Origin of the sequence: Pseudoalteromonas lipolytica, from assembly GCF_900116435.1 — a bacterium.
GTDB classification, from domain to species: domain Bacteria; phylum Pseudomonadota; class Gammaproteobacteria; order Enterobacterales; family Alteromonadaceae; genus Pseudoalteromonas; species Pseudoalteromonas lipolytica.
This window is the reverse complement of the sequence record NZ_FPAZ01000007.1, coordinates 189,059-203,222: the sequence shown is the minus strand read 5'-3', so window position 1 is coordinate 203,222 and position 14,164 is coordinate 189,059. Positions and strand designations below refer to the sequence as shown.

Annotated in this window: 12 protein-coding genes; 9 read left to right on the top strand and 3 right to left on the bottom strand. The window is 43.3% G+C overall.

Features of this window, described 5'->3' with window-relative positions:
• Positions 1-127: 127 nt before the first annotated feature.
• The 6 genes from BM378_RS09300 to cyoE all read left to right on the top strand — a co-directional run bounded on the left by BM378_RS09300 (position 128) and on the right by cyoE (position 5,711).
• Positions 128-547 (top strand): hypothetical protein, encoded by a 420-nt coding sequence (locus tag BM378_RS09300; protein ID WP_036966501.1) that lies wholly within the window; start codon positions 128-130, stop codon positions 545-547.
• A gap of 236 nt (positions 548-783) precedes the next feature.
• A complete protein-coding gene (gene cyoA, locus BM378_RS09295) occupies positions 784-1,698 on the top strand; it encodes a ubiquinol oxidase subunit II (protein WP_065978653.1) in 915 nt (304 codons plus the stop codon).
• Between the two features lie 2 nt (positions 1,699-1,700).
• Positions 1,701-3,689 (top strand): cytochrome o ubiquinol oxidase subunit I, encoded by a 1,989-nt coding sequence (gene cyoB / locus BM378_RS09290; protein WP_036966505.1) that lies wholly within the window; start codon positions 1,701-1,703, stop codon positions 3,687-3,689.
• On the top strand, positions 3,686-4,321 hold the full coding sequence (gene cyoC / locus BM378_RS09285) for a cytochrome o ubiquinol oxidase subunit III (RefSeq protein WP_036966507.1): 636 nt from the start codon (positions 3,686-3,688) through the stop codon (positions 4,319-4,321). Before cyoB ends, cyoC begins: the two co-directional genes overlap by 4 nt.
• Positions 4,321-4,680, top strand: coding sequence for a cytochrome o ubiquinol oxidase subunit IV (gene cyoD, locus BM378_RS09280; RefSeq protein ID WP_065978652.1), 360 nt, complete (start codon positions 4,321-4,323; stop codon positions 4,678-4,680). The genes cyoC and cyoD overlap by 1 nt, the downstream gene beginning before the upstream one ends.
• A 146-nt stretch (positions 4,681-4,826) precedes the next feature.
• The gene (gene cyoE, locus BM378_RS09275) at positions 4,827-5,711 is read left to right on the top strand and encodes a heme o synthase (protein ID WP_065978651.1); all 885 of its coding nucleotides are present in this window, start codon (positions 4,827-4,829) and stop codon (positions 5,709-5,711) included.
• Between the two features lie 152 nt (positions 5,712-5,863).
• On the opposite strand, the gene BM378_RS09270 is transcribed toward cyoE, so the two are convergent.
• From BM378_RS09270 to ettA, 3 genes are all read right to left on the bottom strand, one after another.
• Positions 5,864-6,772 carry a histone deacetylase family protein gene (locus BM378_RS09270; protein ID WP_036966517.1) on the bottom strand — a complete coding sequence of 303 codons (909 nt, stop codon included), beginning with the start codon at positions 6,770-6,772 and terminating at the stop codon, positions 5,864-5,866.
• A gap of 53 nt (positions 6,773-6,825) precedes the next feature.
• The gene (locus tag BM378_RS09265) at positions 6,826-7,191 is read right to left on the bottom strand and encodes a PilZ domain-containing protein (protein ID WP_036966520.1); all 366 of its coding nucleotides are present in this window, start codon (positions 7,189-7,191) and stop codon (positions 6,826-6,828) included.
• 149 nt (positions 7,192-7,340) lie between these two features.
• Positions 7,341-9,014 carry an energy-dependent translational throttle protein EttA gene (ettA, locus tag BM378_RS09260; protein ID WP_036966523.1) on the bottom strand — a complete coding sequence of 558 codons (1,674 nt, stop codon included), beginning with the start codon at positions 9,012-9,014 and terminating at the stop codon, positions 7,341-7,343.
• 452 nt (positions 9,015-9,466) lie between these two features.
• Here ettA and metA point away from each other — a divergent pair, with 452 nt between their 5' ends.
• From metA to metH, 3 genes are read left to right on the top strand one after another with little or no spacing between them, the layout of a single operon-like run.
• Complete coding sequence (metA, locus tag BM378_RS09255) at positions 9,467-10,414, top strand: homoserine O-acetyltransferase MetA (protein WP_036966526.1); 948 nt, start codon at positions 9,467-9,469, stop codon at positions 10,412-10,414.
• Positions 10,404-11,471 (top strand): homocysteine S-methyltransferase family protein, encoded by a 1,068-nt coding sequence (locus BM378_RS09250; RefSeq protein WP_065978650.1) that lies wholly within the window; start codon positions 10,404-10,406, stop codon positions 11,469-11,471. The genes metA and BM378_RS09250 overlap by 11 nt, the downstream gene beginning before the upstream one ends.
• A gap of 10 nt (positions 11,472-11,481) precedes the next feature.
• Positions 11,482-14,112 carry a methionine synthase gene (gene metH, locus BM378_RS09245; RefSeq protein WP_036966532.1) on the top strand — a complete coding sequence of 877 codons (2,631 nt, stop codon included), beginning with the start codon at positions 11,482-11,484 and terminating at the stop codon, positions 14,110-14,112.
• Positions 14,113-14,164 lie beyond the last annotated feature (52 nt).

The window sequence follows — 14,164 nt, the reverse complement described above, 5'->3', positions numbered from 1 at the left end:
TGTTATACTCCACATCGAAATTTCAGTAATTACTGAAACTTTATTGATGAAGATCAAGTTGCCGCGCTTAATTATAGGGTAGAGCGTCTACCTTTATTGCGGCCAAAGTTATAAAAAGGCATGTGTTTTGCGAGTAATTAATCCGTCACAAGGTGTTAAACAATCTAGTTTCGCTAGATTGCAATTAGCTGCGCGTGCGTTTTTTGCTGGCAAAGAACTGTTGTCTGTTTTAGCCTTGCTGATCATTAATTCAGCCATGCTAATTAACGGTGCGGTAGAAGATGCACATGAGTTAAGAAGTTTATTAAGCGAAGGTGCTTTGTATGAAACACCGTTACTTAATGTATTGAGCTTTTTAGCTTACCCAGTGGTGTCTTGCCAATTATTAATTGGCTTATGCTGGTTGGTCTTCCATTTCTTTCCTGCGCGTCGTGCAGGTGTCATTTTACGTAAAGCGGCCTTCGCTGCACGTGAAACGATAAAGTCTTTAGTAGTACACAGCGCACATGGCTGTCGTGCTCCTCCTCGTGTAAGTGGTTGTCTGTAAATAAGCTTTGCTGCTTAAGTTCAGCCATTTTAGTCGTTTTCTAAGTTGTCTTTACTAAGCACCTAGTGGGCTTTCTACGTCCAAATTTCAGTCAGCTAACCTAACTATTCCCTCTCTTAACGTGGCGATAAATTGTGCTCGTTATGTGGCTAGGGATATCTGTGGCCGTTCGTTGCTACAGAAAAGCGTCGTGTACTTATCGACAAGTGTTAACTTTTAGGTTGTAGGATATTCCTTTGTCAATTCGTAACCTTTGTAATATTGCTCTAGCGTCTTTAGTGCTGGCTTTGACTGGCTGTGAAGGCGGGGTACTTGATCCAAAAGGTCAAATTGGGGCCGACGAAAAGTATTTAATCATCGTAGCAACGGTATTAATGCTGATTGTTGTAATCCCAGTGATTGCCATGACAATTTATTTTGCATGGAAATACCGTGATGGACGAGACCAAGAAATTTATGCTCCTAAGTGGGCTCACTCTAACAAGATTGAAGCGGTGGTGTGGGCTATTCCTATTATCATCGTGGTTATTTTAGGTGTGATCACCTGGCAGTCAACGCAAGAGCTTGACCCTTATAAACCGCTAGAAGGGAAAGGTGAGCATCTCACTGTTGAAGTGGTGTCTTTAAATTGGAAATGGTTATTTATCTACCCTGAGCAAGGCATTGCGACAGTCAACGAGTTGGTGTTTCCCGCTAACGTGCCTGTTCAATACAAGATTACCTCAGAAAGCACCATGAACTCGTTTTTCATACCTCAGCTTGGTAGCCAAATTTATTCAATGGCAGGCATGGAAACCAAACTGCATCTAATAGCTGATGAACCGGGTACTTTTAAAGGTTTCTCTGCTAACTACAGTGGGGCAGGTTTCACAGGCATGAAGTTTAATGCCATCGCCACGCCAACCCAAGCAGACTTTGATGCATGGGTAAATAAGGTGAAAAATTCAGGGTCTGCGCTTACTAAAAAGACCTATGTTGAACTAGCTAAGCCAAGTGAATACGACCCAGTTAAATACTATGCCAGTGTAGACAAAGATATGTTTCATTCAATTGTAATGAAGTATATGCAAGCGCATGGCTCACACGGTGCAATGCAACACGCAATGCCTGAGCACTCTGCTCATAAAGGGCACGGCGAGGACGAGGAATAATCATGTCGTTGTTAGGTAAATTAACATTAGACGCAATCCCGTTTCATGAACCAATTATCATGGTTACCATGACGGTGGTTGCTGTCTTAGGCTTGCTAGTTGCAGGCTTAGTAACAAAATATAAAAAATGGGGCGTGCTTTGGCACGACTGGATCACGTCAATTGATCATAAGCGCTTAGGGGTTATGTACATCATTCTTGCGCTTATTATGTTATTCCGCGGCTTTGCTGATGCCATTATGATGCGATTACAATTAGCAATGGCTACGGGCGGTGCAAGTGGTTACTTACCACCTGAACATTACGACCAAATTTTTACGGCGCATGGGGTGATCATGATCATCTTTATGGCGATGCCGTTCATGATTGGTCTAATGAACATTATTTTGCCACTGCAAATTGGTGCGCGTGATGTTGCTTTCCCATTCTTAAATAATTTAAGTTTTTGGCTAACTGCTGGCGGTGCGATATTAATTAATATTTCACTGTTTTTCGGTGAGTTTGCAAAAACAGGCTGGGTTGCCTATCCACCATTATCCGAGTTGTCGTTTAGTCCGGGCGTGGGGGTCGATTATTATATCTGGGCCTTGCAAATATCCGGCTTAGGTACCTTGCTAACTTCGGTTAACTTCTTAGTGACAGTTTTCAAGATGCGTGCACCCGGCATGACCTTAATGAAAATGCCTATTTTTACGTGGGCATGTACGTGGGCAAATATCTTAATTGCAGCCTCGTTCCCAATTTTGACTGCTGTGCTTGCAATGCTGACACTTGACCGTTATCTCGATTTCCACTTTTTCACCAATGAATTAGGTGGTAACGCGATGATGTACATCAACTTATTCTGGGCGTGGGGTCACCCTGAAGTTTACATTCTCATTTTACCTGCGTTTGGTATTTTCTCAGAGGTTATCTCTACTTTCGCTGGTAAACGTTTGTTTGGCTACAAGTCGATGGTTTATGCAAGTGGTGCGATTTCTATTTTAGGTTTCATCGTATGGCTTCACCACTTCTTCACTATGGGGTCAAGTGCGAACGTTAATGCCTTCTTTGGTGTCATGACCATGGTGATTGCAGTGCCGACGGGTGTAAAACTCTTTAATTGGTTATTCACTATGTACCGTGGTCGTTTACGAATCACAGTGCCCGTACTTTGGACTCTGGGTTTCATGGTGACATTCACCATTGGTGGTATGACCGGTGTATTACTTGCAATCCCTGGTGCTGACTATGTATTACACAACAGCTTATTTTTAATCGCTCACTTTCATAACACCATTATTGGTGGTGCAGTGTTCGGTTACTTAGCAGGTTTCGCATTTTGGTTCCCTAAAGCAATGGGCTTCAAACTTGACGAACGCTGGGGAAGAAGATCTTTCTGGTGCTGGTTAATTGGTTTCTTTGTGGCATTCATGCCGTTATACGTGCTTGGTTTCTTAGGTATGACTCGTCGTTTAAACCACACAAATAACCCAGATTGGAACATGTGGTTATACATTGCAGCAGGCGGTGCGGTGATCATCATGTTCGGTATCTTGTTCCAAGTAGTACAACTTGTTGTGAGTTTTAAAAACCGCGAGCAATTAGATGATACAACAGGTGATCCATGGAATGGTCATACGCTTGAATGGGCGTCTGCATCACCTCCGCAGTACTACAACTTTGCAAAAATTCCCCATGTTGATGACATTGATGCATGGACTGACATGAAAGAAAAAGGCTTAGCTTACAAACAAGAAGCATCTTATAGCCCAATTCACATGCCAAAAAATACGCCAGCGGGTGTATTGATGAGCGGTGCATTAACAACGTTCTGTTTTGCCATGATTTGGCATATATGGTGGCTTGCAGCCTTCGGTTTACTGGGTGCTATCGCGATATTTATTAAACGTTGTTATACAACTGATGTTGATTATTACGTGCAACCAGATGAAATTGTTGAACTTGAAACGGCGCACAATACCGCCGCGACTAAAGGGGTGAATGCATGAGTACTATCACTGCAGATTTAAACACCTTAAGTAATGCTCAAGGTCATGTTGAAGCACATGATAGTGAGCATCACGACACAGGTGGCAACACGGTATTCGGTTTTTGGCTTTACTTAATGACCGACTGCTTATTATTTGCTTCTTTCTTTGCAACTTATGCCGTGCTGTTTATGAACACAGCCGGCGGCGTGTCAGGCAAAGACATTTTTGAACTTGATTTTGTCGCGGTTGAAACCGCGGCACTCCTACTAAGTAGTATTACATTTGGCTTTGCGATGATTTCTGCACATTCGCAGAAAAAGGCAGCAACATTGACCTGGTTACTTGTCACTTTTGCTTTTGGTGCTGTGTTTATTGGTATGGAAGTGTATGAGTTTCATCACCTAATTGCGCACGGTAATGGCCCGCAACACAGTGCCTTTTTAACGTCGTTTTTCTCTTTAGTCGGTTTACATGGTCTGCATGTAACAGCGGGTTTAATTTGGATGACAATCATGATGATCGAAGTTGTTCGTCGTGGTTTAAACCCGCAAACAGTGACACGCTTAAGTTGTTTAAGTTTGTTCTGGCACTTTTTAGATGTGGTGTGGATCTGTGTGTTTACCGTTGTTTATTTAATGGGAGCAATGTAATGAGTCACAGTGAATCGCATGTCATTAATAACTTAGAAGTACACGCACACGACACACAATCACATGGCAGTATGAAAGACTATTTTATTGGCTTTGTGTTGTCAGTGATTTTAACGGCTATTCCATTTTGGGCTGTGATGAGTGGGTCGTTTTCAAAACCAGCCACCGTCTGGTGCATTGTGACGATGGCGGTTGTGCAAATTTGGGTGCATTTAAAGTACTTCTTGCATTTAAGCTTTAAAACTGAAGACGGCAAAGCCAGCTCATTGTCATTTATCTTCAGCGCCATAATTATCGTGATGGTGGTTGGTTTGTCGGTGTGGATCATCTACGAATCGAACGCCATGATGATGTATTAAATAACAATTATTTTTATGTAATTGATATAAAGATTTACGAAAGGAGCTGGTTAGTTTGAGATTGTGTCTCCAGTTCTTACAGTCTGTTATTAGCTAGTTTCTTTCGTAATTTTGCGTTTGTGCAGAATATTAGAGGAGTCGAGGAAGTGTTTCGACGTTATTTAAATGTCACTAAACCTGGCATTATCATGGGCAATTTAATCTCTGTTGCGGGGGGATTCTTGCTAGCCTCTCGTGGCGATGTTGACCCATGGTTAATGGTCGCAACTTTGCTTGGGTTATCTTTAGTTGTGGCATCTGGATGCGCTATCAATAATGTGATTGATCGTGATATTGATGTTGCAATGGCGCGCACTCGCAAACGCGTCACAGTCACTGGCGAAATGTCAGCAAAGGCCGCTATGGCACATGGCATCGTGCTGGGTGTTTTTGGTTTCACATTATTAGCCGTTTATACCAACGTGGTGGCACTCTTATTTGCTACGTTTGGTTACGTCATTTACGTCGGTGTATACAGCTTATATATGAAACGTCGTTCTGTGTATGGCACCTTTGTCGGTAGTTTATCGGGCGCAGTTCCACCTGTGGTGGGCTATTGTGCGGTAACGGGACAGTTTGATGCCGGTGCTGTGATTTTATTGGTAATGTTTAGTTTATGGCAAATGCCTCATTCATATGCAATTGCAATCTTTCGTTATAACGACTACCAAGCGGCCAGAATTCCCGTGTTACCCGTAGCGCAAGGGATCGAAAAGGCAAAGCATCACATTGTTTTATATATCGCCGTGTATGCGTTGGTTGTGATGTTATTAACCATTAGTGGTTATACAGGTGTAGCTTTCATGGCTGTAGCTTGTACAACGAGTTTTTGGTGGTTGCTTATGGCGCTCAGAGGTTATCGTCGCAATATTGATGTAAGCGGTTGGGCGCGCCAAGTGTTTGCTTTTTCGATAGTAAATATTACGGTTTTGAGCATAGCGATGGCTTTAGATTACCACTCAGTAGCTCCTCAGCTACTGGTTTTAACTTAGAAAAAAGTTGCTAACATATCCCAATGTTACAGTAGCAAAGGCCCGGTTTTTTCTCCACCGGGCCTTTTTTCGTTTCGTTAGTTAATAAAACGAGTTAGACCAATTTTTTAACTAATCCCTCACTATCTTTCGTGTGACTACAAGTGATATCACTAAAACTGTGCAGCTTGCTCTACCACTATGCCATGACGAGCGGCTAAGCGGCGATGATCTTTATCATAGCCACCACCAATGACCGTTGCGACAGGCACATTGTGTTCAAGGCAACGCTTAAGGACTAAATGGTCGCGTTGTTCAATGCCTTGCCAGCTTATATCAAGTTTTCCTAAGCCATCTTGCTGCCATACATCAACACCTGCATCGTAAAGTACTAAATCTGGATTAAGGGTTTTTAGTAAGTAACTTAGCGTCTCATCAACGATGCCAACGTATTCTTTATCGCTAACACCTGGGTTTAAGCCAATATCGAGATCACTGGCTGATTTGCGAAATGGAAAGTTCTTCTCACAATGAATCGAGCACGTATACGCATAGGGTTGATGGGTGAGCATGGCTGCAGTGCCATCGCCTTGGTGAACATCTAAGTCAAAAATCAGCACATTGGTCACTTCGCCACTCTTTATCAGTGTTTCACTGGTGAACGCTAAATCGTTTACCATGCAATAACCCGAACCAAAATCATAATGGGCATGATGAGTGCCGCCAGCTAAGTGGCAGGCAAGCCCATGCTTTAAAGCGAGGCGAGCGGTTTGTAAGGTGCCAAGTGGGGCTGTGAATGTTCGTGCCATCAATTGTTCAGACCAAGGTAAACCAATTCGGCGCATGGCTTTTTCATCCAAGCGGTTATGCCACAGGTCATTAATGTAGTCATCGCAATGCACCAGTTCTAGTGGTGCGGGGCTGCCTAATATCGGCTGTACTAAATTATCACTGATCAGGCCAAGGCTTTGAACATGGTCATATAAATAAGCAAATTTACTCATTACAAAGCGATGGTTAGGATCGAAGCTAAAGGAATAATTAGGGTGATATACCAAGGGTAAGTGGGGGTTTAAGTACATAACTCATTTAATAACGGGATTTGCTACAGCATAGCGAATTTATTCGCCGTTGTTTACTCTGGCACGTGAATTAAGTGTGCTAACTCACGATGTAATAGGCCTTCATCGCCTAAGTTCAGCTCAATCAGGCGCTTCAAATGACTGATACTGTCGATATCAATATGTTCGCAAATAAGTCCAGCATGCTGCTGTTCTACATGGCACAACTCGACTTGCATTTTAATCTCTACAGTTGAGTCGGGTAGGGTAAACGATAAAACGGCTTTACTGTGGATAGGAACTAAAAATGAATCGCTTTTGGTTATAAGCGCACCATGCAAGGATAAATCAAGCAGTTGACATTGATACTTATACTCATCAATACAAAGCGTTGCAGGGCAAGAAAATAATACCCGAGAAAACTGTCTACGCTCATTCATGGTGTGATCCCCAAGTCATTGTCGTTTCATTAACTTAATTCGCTAAAATCATTATAGTTCAATATGCAAGGTGTGAGTGAAACGATTGCTGGTAAACCTTATCGGCTACAAAAAAGCCCCAAGAAGGGGCTTTTGAATAAGACGGTAAATTAACCAATCTTTTTATATTTAATACGCTTAGGCTGTGCGGCTTCTGCGCCTAAGGTTTTCTTCAACCACTCTTCGTATTCTGTGTAGTTACCATCGAAGAAGTTAATTTGGCCTTCGTCACGGTAATCAAGAATATGTGTAGCGATACGGTCAAGGAACCAACGGTCATGCGAGATACACATTACACAACCTGGGAACTCTAGAATTGCGTTCTCAAGTGCACGAAGTGTTTCAACATCAAGATCGTTAGTCGGCTCATCCAGTAGTAATACGTTACCACCCGCTTTTAATAGTTTTGCAAGGTGTAAACGGTTGCGCTCACCGCCTGATAAGTCTTTAACGAATTTTTGTTGGTCGTTACCTTTGAAGTTAAAGCGACCAACATAGGCGCGGCTTTGGAATTCAAAGTTACCAATTTTTAATACGTCTTGACCGTTAGAGATCTCTTGGAAAACGGTGTTGCTTTCATCCATGTCGCCACGGAACTGATCAACGGTAGCAAGCTCAACAGTTTCACCCACAAGGATTTCACCACTGTCTGGCTTTTCTTCACCGCTTAACATTTTGAATAAGGTTGATTTACCCGCACCATTGGCACCGATAATACCTACGATTGCACCTTTTGGCATAGCAAAGTTTAAGTCGTCGATTAAAACACGATCGCCAAAGCTCTTCTTAAGACCTTTTACTTCAATAACTTGGTCGCCTAAGCGTGGACCCGGTGGAATGAATAGCTCATTCGTTTCGTTACGTTTTTGGTAATCGTTCTGTTGTAGCTCAGAGAACTGTGCCATACGCGCTTTAGACTTAGCTTGACGGCCTTTCGGGTTTGAACGAACCCATTCAAGTTCTTGTGCAATTGATTTTTGACGAGCTTTTTCAGATTTTTGTTCTTGTTGTAAACGTAAATCTTTTTGCTCAAGCCATGATGAGTAGTTACCTTCCCACGGAATACCTTCACCACGGTCAAGTTCTAAAATCCACCCAGCAACGTTATCTAAGAAGTAACGGTCGTGGGTTACAGCGACCACAGTACCTTCGTAGTCGTGTAAGAAACGCTCTAACCATGCCACAGACTCTGCGTCTAAGTGGTTGGTTGGTTCGTCAAGAATCAGCATGTCTGGTTTTTCAAGCAGTAAACGACAGATGGCAACACGGCGACGCTCACCACCCGAAAGGTGTTCAATTTTAGCATCCCACGGTGGTAAACGAAGAGCATCTGCTGCGCGCTCTAATACGTTATCGATATTGTGACCGTCGTGTGCTTGGATAATTGCTTCAAGCTCGCCTTGCTCTTTTGCAAGTGCATCAAAGTCAGCATCTTCCATAGCATACTCGTTGTATACTTCATCAAGACGGTTTAGCGCATTTTTAACTTCGCTTACGGCTTCTTCAACGGTTTCGCGTACTGTTTTGTTTTCGTCTAAAACAGGCTCTTGCGGTAAGTAACCTATTTTTGTGCCAGGTTGTGGACGAGCTTCACCTTCAAAGTCTTGGTCAACACCTGCCATAATGCGAAGTAACGTCGATTTACCTGCGCCATTTAGACCAAGCACACCAATTTTTGCGCCCGGGAAAAAGTGTAAAGAGATATCTTTTAAGATAGTGCGCTTAGGCGGCACAACTTTAGAAACTCGACTCATCGAGAATATAAACTTATCTGGTAACACCATGAAAAGAGCCTTCAATTTATAAGAAAAATTAACAGCCACTATTGTATACCCAAACCACCTCAAAATACAGAATTCAGCGTTTATCAGGGGCTTAATATCATGGCACTGCTTTGCAAAAATAGCGCATGCATTTAAGGAGCATAAATGCAGAGTAAGCGCCTTATAAGCATTGCACAAAGGCTTAAAAGTCATTTTTACAGCGGTGTTGGCTTAAACACAGTAACAAGCCACTTTTTGAGATGCTTGCTCTTTTATCGTGATTAAACACAACCGTCATTCGTAGAGGCACTGCTTTTGGCAATTTAAGGGCCTGCGCATCAACGAAACTGGCTTCCTAAGAGATTGCTTTAGCACAAATAAAAAAATCATTTGGACATCTAAACATCTAGAGGTTGAAATTTCTAACTATCCGTTCATAATTAGCAGTCTAATAAGTATGCTCGGAGCCCACTATGCCCATTACAGTCAAAGATGAATTGCCCGCAATTGTAAAATTACGTCAAGAGAACGTATTTGTAATGCCTAAAAGTCGTGCGAAAACGCAAGAAATTCGTCCAATGCGTTTGGCCATCTTAAACTTAATGCCGAATAAAGTGGAAACCGAAGTGCAGTTTATTCGGTTGTTGGCTAATTCACCGTTGCAAGTGAATGTTGAGCTGCTGCGTTTAGACACACACCGAAGTAGCAGTACCTCAGAGCAACACCTCGATACGTTTTATCGTTATTTTTCTGAAGTAAAAGACAATAACTACGATGCCATGATCATCACAGGCGCGCCGCTTGCACATTTAGAGTATGACGATGTTGCTTACTGGGATGAGTTAAAAGTGATTTTAGACTGGGCTGAGCACCACGTTACGTCAACATTATTTTCATGTTGGGCGGCTCACGCAGGGCTTTATCATCACTATGGTTTAAAACGAGAGTTAATGCCTAATAAGCTCAGTGGCGTGTTTACGCACAAAAGTTATTTTGAGCATGCCGCGTTAACGCGCGGTTTTGATGATACCTTTTTAGTTCCGCACTCGCGCTATGGCCACATTGATATTGAAAAAATTAACAGCTGTGATGATTTAGTAGTATTAGCAGGGTCTGAGCGTGTTGGGGCGTATTTAATTAAGAATAAATCAGGCAGCCAAGTATATATAACGGGCCATCCTGAGTATGATGCGCATACATTAAAAGGGGAATATTTACGCGACTGCGAAAAGTCAGACGACGCGCCAAAACCAGAAAACTATTTCCCTGACGATAACCCAGATAACGAACCGTCGAAAACATGGCAAAGTCACGCCTTTTTATTGTTTTCGAATTGGTTAAACTACTACGTGTACCAAACAACACCGTATGATATTAACCTAGTTAGCCAAGACGTAAGGACTAACAACTATGCCGAGTAATGCAGTGAATAAACGCGAACAATTAACCGAGGCGCTCAAGCAGCGAATTTTGATCCTCGATGGCGCGATGGGCACCATGATCCAAGAACATAAATTAGAAGAACAAGACTATCGCGGTGAGCGTTTTAAAGACTGGCATGTCCTTATAAAAGGCAATAATGATTTATTAAGCCTTACTCAGCCAAAGATTATTGCTGATATTCACCGCGCATACCTTAATGCAGGTGCCGACATTATCGAAACCAATACGTTTAATGCCACCACTATTTCGATGGAAGATTACGACATGGCGAATTTAAGCCGTGAGATCAACCTAGAATCAGCCAAGCTTGCTCGAAGTGTCTGCGATGAATTTGAAGCAAAAGATCCAAGTAAACCTCGTTATGTGGCGGGGGTATTAGGGCCAACGTCAAAAACTTGTTCTATTTCGCCTGATGTCAATGACCCCGGTTATCGTAACATTAGCTTTGATAAGTTGGTGACAGCATACGTTGAATCAACCTTGGCACTGATGGAAGGGGGAGTTGATTTAATCTTAATCGAGACCATATTCGATACCTTAAATGCAAAAGCGGCCTCGTTCGCGGTAGAAGAAGCCTTTGAGCAAGCAGGGCGCACGTTGCCTGTCATGATCTCAGGCACCATTACTGATGCCTCAGGGCGAACTTTATCGGGGCAAACGACCGAAGCTTTTTATAATTCGATTCGTCATATTAAGCCGTTATCTATTGGTCTTAACTGCGCACTGGGTCCGGATTTATTACGCCAATATGTCGAAGAGTTATCACGCGTTTGTGAAACTTTTACCTCGGTTCACCCTAATGCAGGTTTACCCAATGAGTTTGGTGAGTACGATTTAGAAGCACCTGAAATGGCAGAAGAAATAATCGATTGGGGCAAGTCAGGCTTTATTAATATTGTTGGTGGTTGCTGTGGTACAACCCCTGCACACATTAAAGCCTTTGCCAAAGGCCTTGCAGGAGTTAAGCCTCGTCCATTGCCTGAGCTTGAAGTGCGTATGCGCTTATCGGGCCTTGAAGCGTGTAACTTAAACTAAGGTAGCCGAAATGACACAACAAATAGCAGTATTTACTAACGTCGGCGAACGTACCAATGTGACCGGTTCAGCCATGTTCAAGCGATTGATCATGGAAGAAGATTACGAAACCGCCCTTAATGTTGCCCGTGAACAAGTCGAAAATGGTGCACAGATCATTGATATCAACATGGATGAAGCCATGTTGGATTCAAAAGCCGCGATGGTGAAGTTTCTGAACTTGATTGCCTCTGAGCCAGATATTTCTAAAGTACCGATCATGATCGACTCATCAAAATGGGAAGTCATTGAAGCCGGCTTAAAATGTATTCAAGGCAAGGCGATTGTAAACTCAATTTCACTGAAAGAAGGTGAAGAGCCCTTTATTCGTCAGGCAAAGTTAATTAAACGTTTTGGTGCTGCCGCAGTCGTCATGGCGTTTGACACCGACGGACAAGCAGAAACCGCAGATCGTAAATTTGAAATTTGTGAGCGGAGTTACCGTATTCTAGTGGACGAGATTGGTTTTCCACCAGAAGACATTATCTTCGATCCGAATATATTTGCAGTAGCAACTGGGATTGAAGAGCACGACAACTATGCTGTTGAATTTATTGAAGGCACGCGCCGAATAAAGCAAAACCTACCGTACTGTAAAGTGTCGGGCGGGGTGTCAAACGTGTCGTTCTCGTTTCGTGGTAACAACCCCGTACGTGAAGCGATCCACTCAGTATTTTTATACCATGCCATTAAAGCGGGCATGGATATGGGGATTGTGAATGCAGGCCAGTTGGCTGTGTATGATGATATTCCGGCTGAGCTTAGAAAAGCCGTTGAAGACGTTATACTGAATACCGACCCCGGTGCGGGTGAGCGCCTTGTAGAGCTGGCTCCAAAATACTCAGGGATGGCGCAAGCTGAGCGAGTTGAAGATTTAGAGTGGCGTACATGGCCCGTTGAAAAGCGCCTAGAACATGCGCTTGTAAAAGGCATTACTGAGTATATCGACGAAGACACTGAAGAGTGCCGAGCTGCAGCTGATAAGCCTATTCATGTGATTGAAGGCCCGCTGATGGATGGCATGAATGTGGTGGGTGATTTATTTGGTGCAGGTAAAATGTTCTTACCGCAGGTGGTTAAATCGGCGCGCGTAATGAAACGCGCAGTGGCTTACCTAGACCCCTTTATCGAAGCAGAAAAAGAAGAAGGTGCCACGAACGGAAAAGTGGTTATGGCGACCGTTAAAGGCGATGTACACGACATTGGTAAAAACATTGTTGGCGTAGTACTGCAATGTAATAACTACGACGTGATCGATTTAGGTGTGATGGTGCCTGCGGAAAAAATTCTACAAACCGCGATTGACGAAAAAGCCGATATCATCGGTTTATCAGGCCTTATTACGCCGTCATTAGATGAAATGGTGCATGTTGCTAAAGAAATGACCCGTCGTGGTTTCGACTTACCCTTATTAATAGGGGGTGCTACTACTTCGAAAGCCCATACCGCAGTGAAAATTGAGCCACAGTACGATAAAGGTGTGGTGTATGTAAATAATGCCAGTCGTGCTGTTGGTGTGGTCTCTAACCTATTGTCTAAAGAGTTAAAACCTGCGTTTTTAGAAAAAACCAAAGCGGAGTACGAAAAAGTACGTGAACAGCAATCGCGTAAAAAACCACGCTCGAAGCCTGTCACCATTCAACGTGCTCGCGATAATGCCGCACAACTTGACTGGGATAACTACACCCCACCCGTGCCTAAAAAGCTCGGAGTGACAGAGTTTAAAAATGTCTCGATTGCCACGTTAAGACAGTACATCGATTGGACACCGTATTTCATGACATGGTCAATCGCAGGGAAGTATCCGCGTATTCTTAACGATGAAATTGTGGGTGAGCAAGCGCAAAGCTTATTTGCTGATGCCAATGCGATGCTCGACGATTTAGAGCAGTCAGGTGCGCTTCAACCACTGGGCGTGATAGGTTTATTCCCGGCAAACCGAGTGGGTGATGACATTGAAATTTACACCGATGAAACGCGTACAGACGTGTTAACAACCTCGTGCCATCTGCGTCAGCAAACAGAAAAAACCGATTTTGCGAATTATTGTTTAGCGGATTACATCGCACCCAAAGGAACCCCCGACTACTTTGGTGCCTTTGCCGTAACGGGAGGGCTTGAAGAAGACGACCTTGCTGATGCCTTCGATGCGAAACAAGATGACTATAACAAAATTATGGTTAAAGCCGTTGCAGACCGTTTAGCAGAGGCTTTTGCGGAATATTTGCATGAGCAGGTACGTAAAGAGTATTGGGGCTATGCAAGCGATGAAAACTTATCGAATGATGAGCTTATTCGCGAAAATTACCAAGGTATTCGTCCCGCACCGGGTTACCCTGCGTGCCCTGAGCACACAGAGAAAAAGAAAATCTGGCAGCTACTCGATACTGAAAATCGCATAGGTATGAAGTTGACGAGCTCTTACGCAATGTGGCCGGGAGCGGCGGTGTCTGGTTGGTATTTTTCTCACCCGGATTCTAAATACTATGCCGTGGCGCAGATTCAAAAAGATCAGGTTGAAGACTACGCTAAGCGCACCAACATGACGCTTGAAGAAGCAGAGCGCTGGTTATCGCCTAATTTAGGCTATGAGCCAGAGTAAAAAGCAATAACGTGCTATTCAAAATCACCGTAAGTACTTAACTTACGGTGCT